The 17,214-nt window shown below is 66.1% G+C and carries 16 protein-coding genes; 4 read left to right on the top strand and 12 right to left on the bottom strand.

Features of this window, described 5'->3' with window-relative positions; genetic code table 11:
- Positions 1-2 precede the first annotated feature (2 nt).
- From F1643_RS09965 to F1643_RS09930, 8 genes are all read right to left on the bottom strand, one after another.
- Positions 3-1,400, bottom strand: a complete 1,398-nt coding sequence (locus F1643_RS09965; protein ID WP_194912899.1) for a cytochrome ubiquinol oxidase subunit I — start codon at positions 1,398-1,400, stop codon at positions 3-5.
- A gap of 180 nt (positions 1,401-1,580) precedes the next feature.
- Positions 1,581-2,207 (bottom strand): MarC family protein, encoded by a 627-nt coding sequence (locus tag F1643_RS09960; protein WP_255542605.1) that lies wholly within the window; start codon positions 2,205-2,207, stop codon positions 1,581-1,583.
- 65 nt (positions 2,208-2,272) lie between these two features.
- Entirely contained in the window at positions 2,273-2,965 is a 693-nt protein-coding gene (locus tag F1643_RS09955; protein WP_194912893.1) for a DUF2161 domain-containing phosphodiesterase, read from the bottom strand.
- Positions 2,962-3,282 (bottom strand): CcdB family protein, encoded by a 321-nt coding sequence (locus F1643_RS09950; RefSeq protein WP_194912891.1) that lies wholly within the window; start codon positions 3,280-3,282, stop codon positions 2,962-2,964. Before F1643_RS09950 ends, F1643_RS09955 begins: the two co-directional genes overlap by 4 nt.
- Positions 3,279-3,470 (bottom strand): type II toxin-antitoxin system CcdA family antitoxin, encoded by a 192-nt coding sequence (locus tag F1643_RS09945; protein WP_194912890.1) that lies wholly within the window; start codon positions 3,468-3,470, stop codon positions 3,279-3,281. The genes F1643_RS09950 and F1643_RS09945 overlap by 4 nt, the downstream gene beginning before the upstream one ends.
- A 119-nt stretch (positions 3,471-3,589) precedes the next feature.
- Positions 3,590-5,743: a methylmalonyl-CoA mutase gene (scpA, locus tag F1643_RS09940; RefSeq protein WP_194912889.1), complete on the bottom strand. Its 2,154-nt coding sequence runs from the start codon at positions 5,741-5,743 to the stop codon at positions 3,590-3,592.
- A 146-nt stretch (positions 5,744-5,889) separates the two neighbouring features.
- A complete protein-coding gene (locus tag F1643_RS09935) occupies positions 5,890-7,890 on the bottom strand; it encodes an acetyl/propionyl/methylcrotonyl-CoA carboxylase subunit alpha (protein WP_194912887.1) in 2,001 nt (666 codons plus the stop codon).
- Positions 7,891-7,901: 11 nt separating this feature from the next.
- Entirely contained in the window at positions 7,902-9,434 is a 1,533-nt protein-coding gene (locus tag F1643_RS09930) for an acyl-CoA carboxylase subunit beta (protein ID WP_194912886.1), read from the bottom strand.
- Between the two features lie 232 nt (positions 9,435-9,666).
- Between F1643_RS09930 and F1643_RS09925 the strand changes: the two genes are divergently transcribed.
- Together F1643_RS09925 and F1643_RS09920 are read left to right on the top strand one after the other, a co-directional pair.
- A complete protein-coding gene (locus F1643_RS09925) occupies positions 9,667-11,127 on the top strand; it encodes a short-chain fatty acyl-CoA regulator family protein (RefSeq protein WP_194912885.1) in 1,461 nt (486 codons plus the stop codon).
- A gap of 134 nt (positions 11,128-11,261) precedes the next feature.
- Entirely contained in the window at positions 11,262-12,155 is an 894-nt protein-coding gene (locus F1643_RS09920; RefSeq protein WP_194912884.1) for a response regulator, read from the top strand.
- 30 nt (positions 12,156-12,185) lie between these two features.
- Here F1643_RS09920 and F1643_RS09915 read toward each other — a convergent pair whose 3' ends face one another.
- The 4 genes from F1643_RS09915 to petA all read right to left on the bottom strand — a co-directional run bounded on the left by F1643_RS09915 (position 12,186) and on the right by petA (position 15,478).
- Positions 12,186-12,737 carry a DUF924 family protein gene (locus tag F1643_RS09915; RefSeq protein ID WP_194912883.1) on the bottom strand — a complete coding sequence of 184 codons (552 nt, stop codon included), beginning with the start codon at positions 12,735-12,737 and terminating at the stop codon, positions 12,186-12,188.
- 113 nt (positions 12,738-12,850) lie between these two features.
- Complete coding sequence (locus F1643_RS09910) at positions 12,851-13,612, bottom strand: cytochrome c1 (protein WP_194912882.1); 762 nt, start codon at positions 13,610-13,612, stop codon at positions 12,851-12,853.
- Positions 13,612-14,880 (bottom strand): cytochrome b N-terminal domain-containing protein, encoded by a 1,269-nt coding sequence (locus F1643_RS09905; RefSeq protein WP_194912881.1) that lies wholly within the window; start codon positions 14,878-14,880, stop codon positions 13,612-13,614. Before F1643_RS09905 ends, F1643_RS09910 begins: the two co-directional genes overlap by 1 nt.
- A gap of 28 nt (positions 14,881-14,908) precedes the next feature.
- Positions 14,909-15,478, bottom strand: a complete 570-nt coding sequence (gene petA / locus F1643_RS09900; RefSeq protein ID WP_194912879.1) for a ubiquinol-cytochrome c reductase iron-sulfur subunit — start codon at positions 15,476-15,478, stop codon at positions 14,909-14,911.
- 271 nt (positions 15,479-15,749) lie between these two features.
- Between petA and F1643_RS09895 the strand changes: the two genes are divergently transcribed.
- Both F1643_RS09895 and hemF read left to right on the top strand, forming a co-directional pair.
- On the top strand, positions 15,750-16,208 hold the full coding sequence (locus F1643_RS09895; protein ID WP_194912945.1) for a tRNA (cytidine(34)-2'-O)-methyltransferase: 459 nt from the start codon (positions 15,750-15,752) through the stop codon (positions 16,206-16,208).
- A gap of 118 nt (positions 16,209-16,326) precedes the next feature.
- On the top strand, positions 16,327-17,214 hold the full coding sequence (gene hemF, locus F1643_RS09890; protein ID WP_194912878.1) for an oxygen-dependent coproporphyrinogen oxidase: 888 nt from the start codon (positions 16,327-16,329) through the stop codon (positions 17,212-17,214).

Here is a 17,214-nt window from a genome sequence, read left to right as displayed (position 1 = left end):
GGTCACTCCGCTGGTTCGATGGACTGGTCGGTGGCGGACAGCGGCCGTTTGGGCCGTTGCGCCTCCGGCGGCTGCTTGGCGTCATGGACATGCGTCGGGCCGATGCGCAGCAGGCGGATCAGGTAATAGGTGCCGGCGCCGTAGATGACGGTGTATGCGACGACGAAGGACAGCAGCGAGATCAGCGCCGCTTCCGTCGTCAGCGACGGCGTGACCGCATCGGCCGTGCGCATATGGCCGTAGACGACCCAGGGCTGGCGCCCGATCTCGGTGGTGAACCAGCCGGCCAGGATGGCGATGAAGCCGATGGGCATGCAGCCCACCAGCACGCGGAAGAACCAGTCGCTGCCGTACAGCCGCCCGCGGAAACGCAGCACCAGATGCACCACCGCCACCGCCAGCATCAGGAAGCCGATGGCGACCATCAGGCGGAAGGTCCAGAAGACGATGCGCGGGTCGGGCCGCTCGTCCACCGGGAACTGCTTCAGGCCGGGGACGCTGCCGTTGAAGTCGTGGGTCAGGATCAGGCTGGACAGCGCCGGGATGCCGACCTCCCAGTGGTTGGTCTCCTTCTCCACGTCGGGAATGCCGAACAGGATCAGCGGCGCGCGTGGTCCGCCCTCCCAGTTGCCTTCCATCGCCGCGATCTTGGCCGGCTGGTGCTCCAGCGTGTTCAGCCCATGCTCGTCGCCCAGGAAAATCTGCAGCGGCGCCAGCACGGTGATCAGCGCCAGCGCCATGCTGAGGCCCAGCTTCGCATGGTCGAAATGGCGGCGCTTCAGAAGGTAGAAGGCGCTGATGCCGGCAACCACGAAGCTGGTCGTCAGGAACATCGCCGTCACCATATGGGCAAGGCGATAGGGGAAGGACGGGTTGAACACCACCTGCCACCAGTCGGTGACGAAATAGCGGCCGTCCCGGATCTCGAAGCCGGCCGGCGTGTGCATCCAGCTGTTGGCCGACAGGATCCAGAAGGAGGACAGCAGCGTACCCAGCGCCACGAGGCAGGCGGCCATCAGGTGGATGCCGCGCGGCACCCGGTCCCGCCCGAACAGCATGATGCCCAGGAAGGCGGCCTCGAGGAAGAAGGCGGTCACCACCTCGTACTGGATCAGCGGACCCAGGACGTTGCCCACCGTGTCGGACCAGCGGCTCCAGTTGGTGCCGAACTGATAGGACATCACGATGCCGGATACCACGCCCAGACCGAAGGACAGCGCGAAGATTCGCGTCCAGAATTCCGACAGGCTGCGGTAAATGCCCTTGCCGGTGCCGACCCACAGCGCTTCCAGCAGCGCGATCCAGCAGGCGAGCCCCACGGTGAAACTGGGAAACAGGATGTGGAAGGAGATCGTGAACGCGAACTGAATCCGCGACAGGATCAGTGGATCGAGTTCCATGGCCGCCGCCTCTTTTTGTTTGGGCGCGTGGAAACGCACACGCCGGGCGGTTGCCCGGCGCCGATGTGGCAAGAGGCGATGTAGAGTGAGCGGCTGCCGTGGAAAGGAGACTAGTCTTTCAGGCTTAAACCCGACAGCACAAGGGATTCGCGGGACATACGGAGTGTTGTGGCCGGCCGGTCAGTGGGGCGGATAAACCGCCGTGATCCCGGAAATGATCGTCTGCGCCGCCAGCGCCGCCAGCACGATGCCCAGCACCCGGCTGACCGTGTGGATCACCGTACGGCCCAGCAGCCGCCCCACCCGGTCGGCGCCCAGCAGGATCAGCGTCACCCCGCCGATCACCGTCGCCGCCGCCCCCAGCACGCTGACCTGACCCGCCACCGTGGTGCCCGCGCGGTCCATCAGCAGCAGGATGGAGGTGATGGCGCCCGGCCCGGCGATCAGCGGCACCGCCAGGGGGAAGACGGCGATGTCGTGGGCGTCCTCGTCGGTCATCGCCTCGCCGGTGTCGCGCTCCTTCCGTTCGGAGCGTTTGGCGAACAGCATTTCGAAGGCGATCCAGAACAGGAGCGCGCCGCCGGCGATGCGGAAGGCCGGCATCTCGATGGAGAGAGTCTGCAACACGACCTTGCCGAAATAGGCGAAGAAGACCAGCACCACGAAGGCGATGGCGGTGCCGCGCAGCGCAATGATGCGCTTGTGGCGGTCTTCGAATCCACGGGTCAGCGCGATGAACAGCGGCACCAGCCCCGGCGGATCGACGACGACGAAAAAGACGACGAGGTTGCTGATGTAGTCCGACAAAGCCGGCTCCAGCCTGTGCGTTCATGGTTTTGTGGCGCCGATCATAGGCTTGGCGGTGCGGGGTGTCACCCCTCCGCCAGCGCATGGGCGAACGCCTCCACCCCCTGCACGCCTGCCGGGGTCAGGCCGTAGGTGCCCCGCCCCACCCGCTCGAACCAGCCATAGACGTTGCGCAGCAGCATCGGCCCGACATCCTTCGGCGCCCCCGCCTTGCGAAGCGCGGCGACGGTCAGCGGCCCGTCGCGCAGCATGCGGGCGATGCGCAGGGCATCCTGGCGATAGGCAGTGACGATGGCGACGCGGGTGGAGCCGCCGCGGTTGGGATCGCCGACCCGGCGGGCATGCTCGCCCAGCAGCCGGTGGGTGCGCTTCCTGTCCTTACGCGGCGTATAGGGAATTGGATCGAGCAGCACGGCGACGCGTTGCCCCTCCGCCAGCCCCGGATCGACCATCAGCAGGCCTAGCCCCAGCCGGCGGCAGAGCTTCTTCACGTCGCTGTCCAGCGGCGACGGCCCGGTCGCCCTGCGCCCCGGCTGCGGCACGGCAAGATAGACGCTGTCGCTGACCGCCAACCGGTCCACCCCCTGCAGCACGAGGTCGAGGGTGAAGCGCTTTTTCAACTCGACGATCACCGGCGGCTCGCCCCCACGCGTGGCGACGAGATCGCAGCCGTGGATCTCGGCCTTCACGTCATAGCCCTGGGCTTCGAGGAAGGCTTTGACGGGCGCGTAAAGGTCGGTTTCGGAGGTGACCGTCAAAAGTCGCCTGTCAGAACATCGATGGCGCGGCGGATGTCGGATTGAGCATGAAGAGCCGAGGCGATGACGACACCAATTTTTGCAACCGGAAAAGCGACAATCTGCGGCGTCACAACCACGAAGTCTTCGTTGCCGACCGTGATCGACGGCATGATCTTGGGAATTGGAGTCTCAACTTCGGACGACCGGATCAAGGGAACCACAACACGGGTTCGGTCGATGCCGACATAATCACCCTGAACGATCAGAAAATAGGGAATGGGATGGTTTTTCTTCCCCTGCGCCGCCGGATTAAGGCAAACGTCAAGAAATCTCATTCGAAATTCCGATACTCTTCACCAAAAAGGCCAAGCCTGTCGACCAATGCATCATAGGCAGCAAAAGCTGCCCGATTGTCTTCAATCCATTTCTTCTTTTCAGCTTCAACGGCCAACACACGGGATGCATTTTCCAGCGCATCGGAGACCGGCAGCTCATTCTTTTTCGCTGGATCGATCCTGGACATCGAACGGCTCCCGATCATGCGTCACTGAGCTAAGGATAGTGCCGCTGCTCCACACTGTCCAGTTCAGGGCAGCCCGAAACAGGAGCGGGAAGAGTCTTCACTCTTCCCGCTATCGTCGATCACGCCGCCGCCTTCTGCTTGCGCAGGATGCCCAGGATGTCCGACGCCGCCTTGGGGATGTTGGTGCCCGGCCCGTAGATGGCCGCGGCCCCCGCCTTGTAGAGGAAGTCGTAATCCTGCGGCGGGATCACGCCGCCGCACACGACGAGGATGTCGCCGGCACCCTGTTTGCGCAGCTCCTCGATCAGCTGCGGCACCAGCGTCTTGTGGCCGGCGGCCTGGGACGACACGCCGATGACGTGAACGTCATTCTCCACCGCTTGCCGCGCCGCCTCGTCCGGGGTCTGGAACAGCGGCCCGATGTCGACGTCGAAGCCGATGTCGGCGAAGCTGGTGGCGATCACCTTGGCGCCGCGGTCGTGGCCGTCCTGGCCCATCTTCACCACCAGGATGCGCGGCCGGCGGCCTTCCTCGGCGGCGAAGGAAGCCACCTCCTCCTGGATCTTCTTGAAGCCTTCGTCGCCCTCATAGGCCGAGCCATAGACGCCCGACACCGAACGGATGACGGCGACATGGCGGGTAAAGGCCTTTTCCAGCGCGTCGGAGATCTCGCCGACGGTGGCGCGGGCGCGGGTGGCCTCGACCGACAGGGCCAGCAGGTTGCCGGTCTTCTCGGTGGCCGCCTTGGTCAGCGCCGCCAGCGCCTCCTGGCATTTCGCCTCGTCGCGGGTGGCGCGGATCTGCTTGAGGCGGGCGATCTGCGCCTCGCGGACGGCGGTGTTGTCGATGTCCAGCACGTCCACCCCCTCGGGGTTCTCCGGACGGTACTTGTTGACGCCGACGATCACCTCCTCGCCGCGGTCGATGGCGGCCTGACGGCGGGCGGCGGCCTCCTCGATCAGCAGCTTGGGCATGCCGCTCTCGACCGCCTTGGTCATGCCGCCCATCTCCTCGACGCGGCCGATCAGCTCCAGCGCGGCGTTGGCGAGGCTATGGGTCAGATGCTCGATGTAGAAGGAGCCGCCGAGCGGATCGACCACCTTGGTGACGCCGGCTTCCTCGGCGATGATCAGCTGGGTGTTGCGGGCGATGCGGGCGGAGAATTTGGTCGGCAGGCCCAGCGCCTCGTCGAAGGCGTTGGTGTGCAGCGACTGGGTGCCGCCCAGCACCGCGGCCATCGCCTCGATGGTGGTGCGGATGACGTTGTTGTAGGGATCCTGCTCGGTCAGCGAGACACCGGAGGTCTGGCAATGGGTGCGCAGCGCCAGCGAGCGGGCGTCCTTCGGCTGGAACTTCTCCTGCATCAGGGAGGACCACAGCAGGCGCGCGGCGCGCAGCTTGGCGATCTCCATGAAGAAATTCATTCCGATGGAGAAGAAGAAGGACAGGCGCGGCGCGAACTTGTCGACCGGGAGCCCCTTCGACATCGCCGCCCGCACATATTCCAGACCGTCGGCGATGGTGAAGGCCAGCTCCTGCACCGCGGTCGCCCCGGCCTCCTGCATGTGGTAGCCGGAGATCGAGATCGAGTTGAACTTCGGCATGTGCTGGGAGGTGTACTCGATGATGTCGGCGATGATCCGCATCGAGGGTTCGGGCGGGTAGATGTAGGTGTTGCGGACCATGAACTCCTTGAGGATGTCGTTCTGGATGGTCCCGCTCAGCTTGTCCTGGGAAACGCCCTGCTCTTCCGCCGCGACGATGTAGCCGGCCAGGATCGGCAGCACCGCGCCGTTCATCGTCATCGACACCGACATCTTGTCGAGCGGGATGTCGGCGAACAGGACCTTCATGTCCTCGACGCTGTCGATCGCCACGCCGGCCTTGCCGACATCGCCGACGACGCGGGGATGGTCGCTGTCATAGCCGCGGTGGGTGGCGAGGTCGAAGGCCACAGACAGGCCCATCTGGCCGGCCTTGAGGTTGGCCTTGTAGAAGGCGTTCGATTCTTCCGCGGTGGAGAAGCCGGCGTACTGCCGGATGGTCCAGGGCTTCACCGCGTACATCGTGGCGCGCGGGCCGCGGGTGAAGGGCGGGAAGCCGGGCAGCGTGTCCAGCTCCAGCCCTTCCAGGTCGGCGGCGGTGTAGAGCGCCTTGACGTCCAGCCCTTCCGGGGTCTTCCAGGTCAGCTTGGCGATATCGCCGTCGGCGCCGAGATCCTTGGCGGCCAGCTTGTCCCAATCGGCAAGGGTCTTCTTCGGGAACTCGGTCATCGACGCCTCCTGAGGGCTTCTTATGGCGCAGGTAATGTTGGCAGTGCGTTTGCTCCCGATGCATCCCCTTCCAACGGTCGGATGAACCGCTGGAAGGGGAGCAAGGGGGTACGCTTCCTCTCGGTACTGTTCTTCTTATTATACGGTTACGCGAATTCCACGATCTTCTGATCGACCGCCAGGCTGCTGCCCGGGGCTGCGTGGATTTTCGCGACCGTCCCGTCCTGCGCGGCGCGCAGGATGTTCTCCATCTTCATGGCCTCGACCACGGCCAGCACCTCGCCGGCCTTGACCTCCTGGCCTTCCGTCACCGCCAGCGATACCAGCAGGCCCGGCATCGGCGACAGCAGGAACTTCGACATGTCCGGCGGCGCCTTGACCGGCATCAGCGCGTCGAGCGTCGCCGCCTTCGGGGTCAGCACCTTGACGATGGCCTGCGACCCGCTGTGGTGTAGACGGTAGCCAATGCCGACGCGGTCGACCTGGACGCAGACATGGTCGCCGTTCACCGTGCCGCGGAACAGCGGCTCGCCGATCTGCCAGTCGCTCCACACCGTGTGATGCCTGCCGGCGATGTCCACCGTATAGCCGATGCGCTGCGGGCTGCCTTCAGCCGGATGCAGGTGCACCGGATGCCGGGTGCCGTCCAGCACCACCACCCAGTCGTCGCGCACCTTGGCCTTGTTGCCGGCCATCTTGCCGGAGATCTGGATGTCGCGGTCGTTCAGGCTGCGGTGGATCACCGCGGCCACCGCGATCAGCACCGCCGGGTCTTCCGGCGGCAGATCGGAGGCGTGGAAGCCGGTCGGATATTCCTCGGCGATGAAGTTGGTGGTCAGCCGCCCGTCGACGAAGCGCTGGTTCGCCATCAGCGAAGCCAGGAACGGGATGTTGTGGCTGACGCCGCGGATGTAATACTGATCCAGCGCCTCGCGCATGCCGGCGATCGCCGCGTCGCGCGTCGAACCCCAGGTGCACAGCTTGGCGATCATCGGATCGTAGTACATCGAGATCTCGCCGCCCTCGAACACGCCGGTGTCGACGCGGACATGCGGGTCGGCGGCCGGCGGCCGGTAGTGGGTGAGACGGCCGGTGGAGGGCAGGAAGTTGCGGAAGGGATCCTCCGCGTAGACGCGCGCCTCGACGGCCCAGCCGTTCAGCTGCACGTCCTCCTGGCGGAGCGTCAGCTTCTCGCCGGCGGCGACGCGGATCATCAACTCGACGAGATCCAAGCCGGTGATCAGCTCGGTGACCGGATGTTCGACCTGGAGGCGGGTGTTCATCTCCAGGAAGTAGAAGTTGCGCTCGGCGTCGACGATGAACTCCACCGTGCCGGCCGACTTGTACTGCACCGCGTTGGCCAGGGCCACCGCCTGCTCGCCCATCGCCTTGCGGGTGGCGGCGTCGAGGAACGGGCTCGGCGCCTCCTCGATGACCTTCTGGTGGCGGCGCTGGATCGAGCATTCGCGCTCGTGCAGGTACAGGCAGGTGCCCTGCCCGTCGGCCAGCAGCTGGATTTCGATGTGGCGCGGCTGCTGGATGTACTTCTCGACGAAGACGCGGTCGTCGGCGAAGCTGGAGCGCGCCTCGTTGGTCGCCGAGCGGAAGCCCTCGCGCGCCTCCTCGTCGTTCCAGGCCACGCGCATGCCCTTGCCGCCGCCGCCCGCCGAGGCCTTGATCATCACCGGATAGCCGATGTCGCGGGCGATCATCACCGCCTCTTCATCGTCGACGATGACGCCGAGATAGCCGGGGACGGTGGAGACGCCGGCTTCCTTGGCCAGCTTCTTGGACTCGATCTTGTCGCCCATGGCCTGGATGGCGTGGGCGTCCGGACCGATGAAGGCGATGCCGGCTGCCGCCAGCGCCTCCTGGAACTCGCGCTTCTCCGACAGGAAGCCGTAGCCGGGATGGACGGCCTGGGCGCCGGTCTTCCTGCAGGCCTCGACGATGCGGTCGACCAGCAGATAGCTCTGGGCGGACGGGGCGGCGCCGATGTGGACGGCCTCGTCGGCCATCTCGACATGGAGCGCGTTCTTGTCGGCGTCGGAATAGACCGCGACGGTCTTGATGCCCATGCGGCGTGCCGTGCGGATGACGCGGCAGGCGATCTCGCCACGGTTGGCGATGAGGATCTTCTCGAACATGCTGCCGGCCCTCACAGCGGAATGTTGTCGTGCTTGCGCCAGGGGTTCTGGAGCTGCTTGTTCTTGAGCATGGACAGCGCCTTCGTGATGCGGCGGCGGGTGCCGTGCGGCATGATGACGTCGTCGATGTAACCGCGCGACGCGGCGACGAAGGGATTGGCGAACTTCTGCTTGTACTCTTCCGTACGCGCCTCGATCTTCTCGGCGTCGCCGATGTCGCTGCGGAAGATGATCTCCACCGCACCCTTGGCGCCCATCACCGCGATTTCCGCCGACGGCCACGCATAGTTCACGTCGCCGCGCAGATGCTTGGACGACATCACGTCGTACGCGCCGCCGTACGCCTTGCGGGTGATGACCGTCACCTTCGGCACGGTGGCCTCGGCGTACGCGTACAGCAGCTTGGCGCCGTGCTTGATGATGCCGCCATATTCCTGGCTGGTGCCGGGCATGAAGCCGGGGACGTCGACCAGGGTCAGGATCGGGATTTCGAAGGCGTCGCAGAAGCGCACGAAGCGCGCCGCCTTCTTGGAGCTGTCGATGTCCAGGCAGCCGGCAAGAACCATCGGCTGGTTGGCGACGATGCCGACCGTGGAGCCGTTCATGCGGGCGAAGCCGATGATGATGTTCTTGGCGTAGTCGGGCTGCAGTTCGAAGAAGTCGCCCTCGTCCACGATCTTGAGGATCAGCTCCTTCATGTCGTAGGGCTTGTTCGGGTTCTCCGGCACCAGCGTGTCGAGCGAGAAGTCCTCGCGGTCGAGCGGATCGACGCAGGGGCGGACCGGCGCCTTCTCACGGTTCGACGACGGCAGGAAATCGATGAAGCGGCGCAGCTGCAGCAGGGCCTCGACATCGTTCTCGAAGGCCAGATCGGCCACGCCCGACTTGGTGGAGTGGGTGACGGCGCCGCCCAGCTCTTCCGCGGTCACGACCTCGTGGGTGACGGTCTTCACCACGTCGGGGCCGGTGACGAACATGTAGGAGCTGTCCTTCACCATGAAGATGAAGTCGGTCATGGCCGGCGAATACACCGCGCCGCCGGCGCACGGCCCCATGATCAGGGAGATCTGCGGGATGACGCCCGACGCGTCGACATTGCGCTGGAACACCTCGGCATAGCCGCCCAGAGAGGCGACGCCCTCCTGGATGCGGGCGCCGCCGCTGTCGTTCAAGCCGATCACGGGTGCGCCGACCTTCAGCGCCTGGTCCATGATCTTGCAGATCTTCTCGGCATGCGCCTCCGACAGCGCGCCGCCGAAGACCGTGAAGTCCTGGCTGAAGACGAAGACGAGGCGGCCGTTGACGGTGCCGTGGCCGGTCACCACGCCGTCGCCCGGGACCTTCTGGTTCTCCATGCCGAAGTCGATGCAGCGGTGTTCGACGAACATGTCGAACTCCTCGAACGACCCTTCGTCGAGGAACAGCTCGATCCGCTCGCGCGCGGTCAGCTTGCCTTTGGCGTGCTGGCCGGCGATGCGCTTCTCACCGCCGCCCAGCCGCGCCGCGGCGCGCTTGGACTCCAACTTGGCCAGAATGTCTTGCATCGGGCGTTCCCATATCTTTGGCGTCGCAGTGACGGTCCCCGCTCCGGCGTCGAGCGACGCAATCATTCACCGGAACGCCGCGGATTATTCACAAACTTCGCAGCGCTTCAAACAGCCTCTTTGCAAAAACGTGCGAAGTTGCGAAGCCCTTTGCAAATGCGGCTTTGTGCTTGCTAAGATTGCGAAGAACGGAGGATTTCCAGGGCCGTCCGGCGGGCAGGATTTTATACGTATGCAAAAGAAGCTATTCCTTGGCTACAAGCTGCGCCGCCTGCGCGAACAGCGCGGCCTGACCCAGGCGTCGCTGGCCAAGACGCTGGAACTTTCTCCCAGCTATCTCAACCAGTTGGAGAACAACCAGCGCCCGCTGACCCTGCCGGTGCTGATGCGGATCGCCGCCACCTTCGAGCTGGAACTGTCCGCCTTCCTGGAGGATGAGGACAGCCGGCTGGTCTCCGACCTGCGCGAGGCGCTGGCCGATCCACTCTTCGCGGGCGCGCCCTTGACCACCGGGGAACTGCGCAGCGTGGTCGGCTCCAGCCCCGAACTGGCCCGCCGGGTGCTCAGCCTGCACCAGGCCTATCAGAAGCTGCACGAGCGGGTGCAGTCGCTGGCCGACAGCCTGTCCAACCGCGAACCCAGCAGTCAGGAGGGCGACAGCTTCGCCGGCCCGCAGTTCCCCTACGAGGAGGTGCGGGACTATTTCCACTACTGCAACAATTACATCGGCCCGCTGGACGAGGCGGCGGAACGGCTGTGGGACACCGAGAAGATCCATTCGGGATCGCTGCTGAACGAACTCGCCGCCTACCTGAAGCGCCGCCACGACGTGCGGGTGAAGATCGTCGCCGACGAGGCGGGCGAGACCGCCATGCGCAGCTACGACGCCTCCACCGGCACGCTGCGGCTGTCGGCCCTGCTGACCAGTTCCAGCCGGGCCTTCCACATGGCGAACCAGATCGCGTTGCTGGAGTTCGGCGACCAGATCGACGAGCTGGTGGATCAGGCGAAGTTTTCCAGCGAAGACGCGCGTTCGATCTGCCGGGTCGGGCTCGCCAATTACTTCGCCGGTGCGCTGGTGATGCCCTACCGTGCCTTCGCCGCCCAGGCCCGTGCCCTGCGCCACGATGTGGAGCAGTTGCAGAGCCGCTTCTCCGCCAGCTTCGAGCAGGTCTGCCACCGGCTTTCCACCCTGCAGCGGCCGGGGGCGCGCGGCCTGCCCTTCTATTTCGTGCGGGTCGACATGGCCGGCAACATCACCAAGCGTCATTCCGCCACCCGCTTCCACTTCGCCCGCTTCGGCGGCGCCTGCCCGCTGTGGAACGTGCACGAGGCCTTCGCCCAGCCCGGCAAGATCCTGGCGCAGTTCGCCCAGATGCCCGACCGAACCACCTACATCAGCATCGCCCGCACCGTGACCAAGCGCGGCGGCGCCTATCTGAAGCCGTCTCGCCAGTTCGCCGTCGGGCTGGGCTGCGAGGCCAGCCATGCGCCGGAGCTGGTCTATGCCGCCGGCATCGACATCACCGACGTCAAGGCCGCGGTGCCGATCGGCGTCAACTGCCGCCTGTGCGAGCGGACCGATTGCCAGCAGCGCGCCTTCCCGCCGATCGGCAGCGAATTGCGGGTGAACGAGCACCACCGCAGCTTCGTCCCCTACCTCTTCAACCAACCGGACGCCTCGCCCCGTTGATCGGATCACCGGAGGGGGAGCCCAGTTGGCCCGCCACTTGCTGAGAACGGGTCGCAAGATCGGAGAAGCTGTGCCTGCGGGCATGTCCGGCACCGATCTCTGCAAGCTGCGTTGCATTTTGCCAATGGCGGGTCATGGACGGTGACAATCTGCATCACGCCCCCGGCGGGAGGGTGACGGCCTTCGCCCCGGAGGCGCTGGCCCGCATGCTGTCGGTATCGGCCGCGGCACTGGCCCAGGCGCGCGATGTCGCGCTGGACGTCAGCGTGCTGAACGGCACGCCGCCGCGGCTGGTCGGCGATGCCGGAACCGTGGGCGCGCTCTGCACCGCGCTCGCGGCGAGCGCCATCGCCAGCACCGATCCGGGGTCCGGCCGGCTGGAGGTCCGCCTGTCGGCCCTTCCGGTGGGGCAGGAGCGGGTGACCTTGCGGGCGGAACTGGCCGGCCGCTTCGATCCCGATGGCGGCCCCAGTGGTGGCGGCTTCTGCCACGAACTCGCCCGCCGTCTGCTGGCGGCCCTGGGGGCACAGATGGGCATGGACCATGGGGTGGACGGCATGCGGCGGGTGACGCTGGACATGCCGGTCGCCCTGCCCTCCCGCACCACCGATGCCGACCGGCTGATGACCTGGGCCCGCTCGCGCGGCGGCCGGCTGCTGGTGGTGGACGACAGCGCCACCAACCGGATGGTGGTGGCCGGGCTGCTGGCCAAGGCAGGCTTTTCGGTCGAGACGGCCACCGGCGGGGCGGAGGCCGTGGTGGCCGTCGCCCAGGCGCCGGTGCCGCCCGAAGCGGTGCTGATGGACGTCGCCATGCCGGACATGGACGGGGTGACGGCCACGACCACCATCCGCTCGCTGGGCGACGAGCGCGCCCGCATCCCGATCATTGCCGTCACCGCCAACGCCCAGCCGGAGGACCGCATCCGCTGCCTCGCCGCCGGGATGAACGACTACCTGACCAAGCCGGTCCGCCGCGCCGACCTGCTCGGCGCGTTGGAACGCTGGCTGGCGCCGCAGCCGGTTTGAACCCCCTCTCCGCGGCGGGGAGAGGGGATCTCAGAAGGAAGACCCCGGCTCTTTCAGGAAGGCCTCCTCCTCCGGCGTGCTGGGGCGGCCGAGGACGGCGTTGCGGTGGGGGAAACGGCCGAAGCGCTGGATGATCTCGCGGTGACGCAAGGCGTATTGCACCGTGGTCTCGTCGCCCACCCGCTCGGTGAACAGCGCCACGGACCGTTCCTGGCTGGCGAGATCCTCGTGATGCTCATAGGGCAGGTAGAGGAAGATCCGCTCGTCCGTGGTGCATTCCAGGTCGAAGCCGTTGGCGACGGCATGGTCGCTCACGCCCCGCGCCTTGGCATCGGTCGCATAGGCGCGCGGATCGTCGCGGAACATGTTGCGCGGCACCTGATCGAGCAGGACGCACAGCGCGATGCAGCCGTCGACATCCTCCATCCAGCGATCATAGTCGCCGCGGGCCGCCGCCTCGTAATGAGGTCCCAGCGTGTCGGCGACCGCCCGGTCGAAGCTTGCCGATTTGCGGAACCAATAGGGCTTCATCGCCTCGTCGAACCAGAAATCGACGATCTCGTCGATCAGCTTGTCCACCATCCGTCTTCTCCGCAGTTGGTCCGCCGCCCGGACGACCCGTTTCCCCATAAACGAACAGGGCGCCCGAAGGGGCGCCCTGTCCAGGTCCGAATTGCCTCACCGAACCGTCGGGCTCAGTGCAGCGTGCTCCACAGCTTGCGCTTGGTGGCATACATCAGCCCGGCCAGCACCAGCAGGAACAGGATGACCTTGACGCCCATCTGCTTGCGGGCATCCAGGTGCGGTTCCGCGGCGAAGGTCAGGAAGGTCGCCACGTCGTGCGCCTGCTGCTCCACCGTCGCCTTGGTGCCGTCGGCGAAGGTGACGCCATCGGGCGAAAGGATGTTCGGCATGCCGACCTGATGGCCGGGGAACACCTTGTTGTAGCTCATGCCGTCCATCAGATGGACGTCGGCCGGCGGCTCCTCGAAGCCGGTCAGGAAGGCGTAGAGGTAATCCTCGCCGCCGACGCGGGCCTTCGCCATCAGCGACAGGTCCGGCGGCAGGGCCCCGTTGTTCGACGCACGGGCCGCCTGGTCGTTGGCGAAGGGCGACGGGAAGCGGTCGGCCGGGATGGCCGAACGCATGAACATCTCGCCCGCGTCGTTCGGGCCGGCCTGCACCTCATAGCCGGCGGCGATCGCCTTCAGCTCGTCCTCGCTGAAGCCGATGCCGGCCAGGGTGCGGATCGGGACCAGACGCATCGAATGGCAGGCGGCGCAGACTTCCTTGTAGACCTGGAAGCCACGCTGGGCCGACGCCTTGTCGATGGTCCCGAAGATGCCGCTGTGCGGCCAGCTCTGCTTGGGGATGTGCACGCCTTCCGCGGCCTGCGCGGCCCCGGCGATGCCGAGAGCCAGCGCCGCCGAGAGGATAGCAGTCTTCAACGCGCGCATCAGGCCTTCTCCATCGGCTTGGCATGGGCGCCGGCGGCGATGCCGCCCCCGCCCTTCAGAACGGACTCGGCGATGCTGTTGGGGAGCGGACTCGGCCGTTCCAGCTTGCCCAGCACCGGCAGCAGGACCAGGAAGTGGAAGAAGTAGTAGGCGGTGCCGATACGGGCGATGATCAGCCAGGCGCCTTCGGCCGGCATGGCGCCGGCATAGCCGAGAACCAGCGCGTCGAGTGCCAGGATCCAGAAGAACTGGCGGTAGATCGGACGGAACTTGCAGCTGCGGACCTTGGACCGGTCGAGCCACGGCAGGAAGGCCAGCAGCGCGATCGAGCCGAACATCGCCAGCACGCCGCCCAGCTTGTCCGGGATCGCGCGCAGCATGGCGTAGAAGGGCAGGAAGTACCATTCCGGCACGATGTGCGCCGGGGTCACCAGCGGGTTGGCCGGGATGTAGTTGTCCGGATGGCCCATGTAGTTCGGCATGAAGAACACGAACGACGCGTAGATGATCAGGAAGATCACCACGGCGAAGCCGTCCTTGACCGTGACGTACGGGTTGAACGGGACGGTGTCCTGCGGTCCCTTCGGGTCGATGCCCAGCGGGTTGTTCGAGCCGCAGACATGCAGCGCCGCGGTGTGCAGGATCACCAGACCCAGCAGCACGAAGGGCAGCAGGAAGTGCAGCGCGAAGAAGCGGTTCAGCGTCGGGTTGTCGACCGAGAAGCCGCCCCACAGCAGGGTCACGATCGGGTCGCCGACGATCGGGAATGCCGAGAACAGGTTCGTGATGACGGTGGCGCCCCAGAAGCTCATCTGGCCCCAGGGCAGCACGTAGCCCATGAAGGCGGTGCCCATCATGACGAGGAAGATGATGACGCCCAGGATCCACAGGATTTCGCGCGGGGCCTTGTAGGAGCCGTAATAGAGGCCGCGGAACATGTGGATGTAGACGGCGATGAAGAACATCGACGCGCCGTTGGCGTGCACGTAGCGGATCAGCCAGCCGTAATTCACGTCGCGCATGATGCGCTCGACCGAATCGAAAGCCAGCGAGGTGTGGGACGAGTACTGCATCGCCAGGAACAGGCCCGTGGCGATCATGATCACCAGCATGATGCCGGCGATGGCACCGAACGCCCACAGATAGTTGACGTTCCGCGGCATCGGGTAGTGGTTGTACTCGTGATCCAGCATCGTGAAGATCGGCAGGCGGCTGTCGATCCAGTTCACGACCGGATTCTTGAACTTGGTGGCTTGAACCTGAGCCATCTCGGGGTCTCCAGAACCGTTGCGCCGCTTAACCGAGCCGGATCTTGGTATCGCCCGTGAAGGCGTACGTCGGAAGGACAAGGTTGGCGGGAGCCGGGCCCTTGCGGATGCGCCCGGCGGTGTCGTAGTGCGAGCCGTGGCAGGGGCAGAACCACCCGCCATACTCGCCGCGCGGATCGGTGACCTTCTGCCCGAGCGGCACACAGCCCAGATGCGTGCAGATGCCGATGACGATCAGCCATTCCGCCTTCTGCACGCGGGCATCGTCGGTGGCCGGGTCGCGCAGGTCGCCCAGGTTGACCTGCTTGGCGGCCTCGATCTCCTCGGCAGTGCGGTGGCGGACAAAGACAGGCTTTCCGCGCCAGGTGACCGTGATCGCCTGCCCCGCGGCGACCGGAGCCAGATCAACGTCGATGGAGGCAAGCGCCAGGGTGTCGGCCGCCGGATTCAGGCTGTCGATGAAGGGCCAGGCCGCCGAGGCCGCCCCGACGACGCCGACCGCACCGGTGGCAAGATACAGAAAATCGCGGCGGGAACCCCCCTCGCCGCTGGAGGCCGCGTGGCCACCCGTCCCGGGCGGATGCGTGGTCTGAGCCATAAGCCTGTTTCTCCTCAAGGCATGCCCGACGCCCTTTGCCCGCGCCGGACGACCGATGGACCATTTTTATGCATGACACGGCAAGCCCGCCCGCCGAAGGAAAAACCCTCAGGCATGCCGCATCGGTCCGGAGTGGGTATCTCCAGCTTCTGCGCTGCGGTATACCGTCGCGTCGACATCTTGAAAAGTCCTTGGCCGGGAGACAATTTGTCGCGTGTGTCGGGGCTGGACTATTTGTATGCAAAACAAACACTTCGAGGCAAGGCCCGCGTTGCGCCTTGTGCTGTTCGAACCCGACATTCCGCAGAATGCCGGCACTTTGATGCGACTCGCGGCCGGGCTGGGGGTGGCGCTCGACCTGATCGAGCCCTGCGGATTCGTGCTGGACGACCGCCGCCTGCGCCGGGCCGGGATGGATTACCTGGACCATCTCGACTGGACCCGGCACAGCTCGTGGACCGCCTATCGCGCGGCACCGCAGACCGGGCGGCTGGTGCTGCTGACCACGCGGGCGGCGATCCCCTACACCCATTTCCGTTTCGCCCCCGGCGACCGCATCCTGGTCGGCCGCGAGAGCGCCGGCGTGCCCGACGAGGTGCATGACGCCGCCGACGCCCGGTTGGTGATCCCGATGGTTCCGCCCGCCCGCTCCTTGAACGTTGCAGTCAGCGCCGCGATGGTGTTGGGTGAAGCCCTGCGGCAGACCGCCGCACAAGATCGGATCGCGTAAAATCGGCATCGATTTGAAGCGTGAATCCGATCGCCAGACATAAGGCTAGGGCTTCCTGCGTTCTGCATTGAACGCAGGAAGCCCTAGAGACGCGGCAAACCGCCGGACAGGAAACGCCATGACCGCCGAAGCCAACGCCGACTCCAGCATCATCGAAGACCGCAAGGCCCGCGCCGCATCCTGGTTCCGGGAGCTGCGCGACCGCATCTGCGCCACCTTCGAGGCACTGGAGGACGAGCTGACCGGCACCAATGCCGACCTGCCCCCGGGCCGGTTCGAGCGCAGGAGCTGGACGCGCCCGGACCATAGCGGCGGCGAGGGCGGCGGCGGCACCATGTCGGTGATGAAGGGCCGGGTGTTCGAAAAGGTCGGGGTCAACATCTCGACCGTGCACGGCATTTTCAGCCCGGAATTCCGCGCCAACATCCCCGGTGCGGCCGAAACCGGCGAGTTCTGGGCGGCGGGCATCAGCCTGGTGGCGCACATGCGCTCGCCGCTGGTCCCGGCCACGCACATGAACACGCGCCACATCGTGACCACCCAGGGCTGGTTCGGGGGCGGGGCCGACCTGACGCCGATGATCCCCGACGACCGGGACACCGCCGACTTCCACGCCGGCCTGCGCGCCGCCTGCGACCGCCACGACCCGGACTATTATCCGCGCTACAAGGAGTGGTGCGACCGCTATTTCTTCCTGCCGCATCGCGGCGAGGCGCGCGGAGTCGGCGGCATCTTCTTCGACAACCTCGATTCGGGCGACTGGGAGGCGGACTTCGCCTTCACCCGCGATGTCGGGACCGCCTTCCTCGACAGCTACACCGCCCTGGTGCGCCGGCACATGAACCGGCCCTGGACGGCGGAACAGCGGGAACACCAGCTGATCCGCCGCGGCCGCTATGTGGAGTTCAACCTGCTCTACGACCGCGGCACCACCTTCGGCCTGAAGACCGGCGGCAACACCGAGGCGATCCTGATGAGCATGCCGCCCGAGGTGAAGTGGCCGTGA

Origin of the sequence: Azospirillum sp. INR13 (assembly GCF_015390205.1) — a bacterium.
Taxonomy (GTDB): domain Bacteria; phylum Pseudomonadota; class Alphaproteobacteria; order Azospirillales; family Azospirillaceae; genus Azospirillum.
The sequence above is the reverse complement of the archived record's forward strand: the minus strand, read 5'-3'. Positions and strand labels throughout refer to the sequence as shown.

What these genes read in the sequence shown, in the direction of transcription:
- petA (WP_194912879.1), bottom strand. Translation starts at nt 15,478, where the DNA reads ATGGCTCAGACCACGCATCCGCCCGGGACGGGTGGCCACGCGGCCTCC.
- F1643_RS09950 (WP_194912891.1), bottom strand. Translation starts at nt 3,282, where the DNA reads ATGAGATTTCTTGACGTTTGCCTTAATCCGGCGGCGCAGGGGAAGAAA.
- F1643_RS09945 (WP_194912890.1), bottom strand. Translation starts at nt 3,470, where the DNA reads ATGTCCAGGATCGATCCAGCGAAAAAGAATGAGCTGCCGGTCTCCGAT.
- F1643_RS09965 (WP_194912899.1), bottom strand. Translation starts at nt 1,400, where the DNA reads ATGGAACTCGATCCACTGATCCTGTCGCGGATTCAGTTCGCGTTCACG.
- F1643_RS09930 (WP_194912886.1), bottom strand. Translation starts at nt 9,434, where the DNA reads ATGCAAGACATTCTGGCCAAGTTGGAGTCCAAGCGCGCCGCGGCGCGG.
- scpA (WP_194912889.1), bottom strand. Translation starts at nt 5,743, where the DNA reads ATGACCGAGTTCCCGAAGAAGACCCTTGCCGATTGGGACAAGCTGGCC.
- F1643_RS09935 (WP_194912887.1), bottom strand. Translation starts at nt 7,890, where the DNA reads ATGTTCGAGAAGATCCTCATCGCCAACCGTGGCGAGATCGCCTGCCGC.
- F1643_RS09920 (WP_194912884.1), top strand. Translation starts at nt 11,262, where the DNA reads ATGGACGGTGACAATCTGCATCACGCCCCCGGCGGGAGGGTGACGGCC.
- hemF (WP_194912878.1), top strand. Translation starts at nt 16,327, where the DNA reads ATGACCGCCGAAGCCAACGCCGACTCCAGCATCATCGAAGACCGCAAG.
- F1643_RS09915 (WP_194912883.1), bottom strand. Translation starts at nt 12,737, where the DNA reads ATGGTGGACAAGCTGATCGACGAGATCGTCGATTTCTGGTTCGACGAG.
- F1643_RS09925 (WP_194912885.1), top strand. Translation starts at nt 9,667, where the DNA reads ATGCAAAAGAAGCTATTCCTTGGCTACAAGCTGCGCCGCCTGCGCGAA.
- F1643_RS09905 (WP_194912881.1), bottom strand. Translation starts at nt 14,880, where the DNA reads ATGGCTCAGGTTCAAGCCACCAAGTTCAAGAATCCGGTCGTGAACTGG.
- F1643_RS09910 (WP_194912882.1), bottom strand. Translation starts at nt 13,612, where the DNA reads ATGCGCGCGTTGAAGACTGCTATCCTCTCGGCGGCGCTGGCTCTCGGC.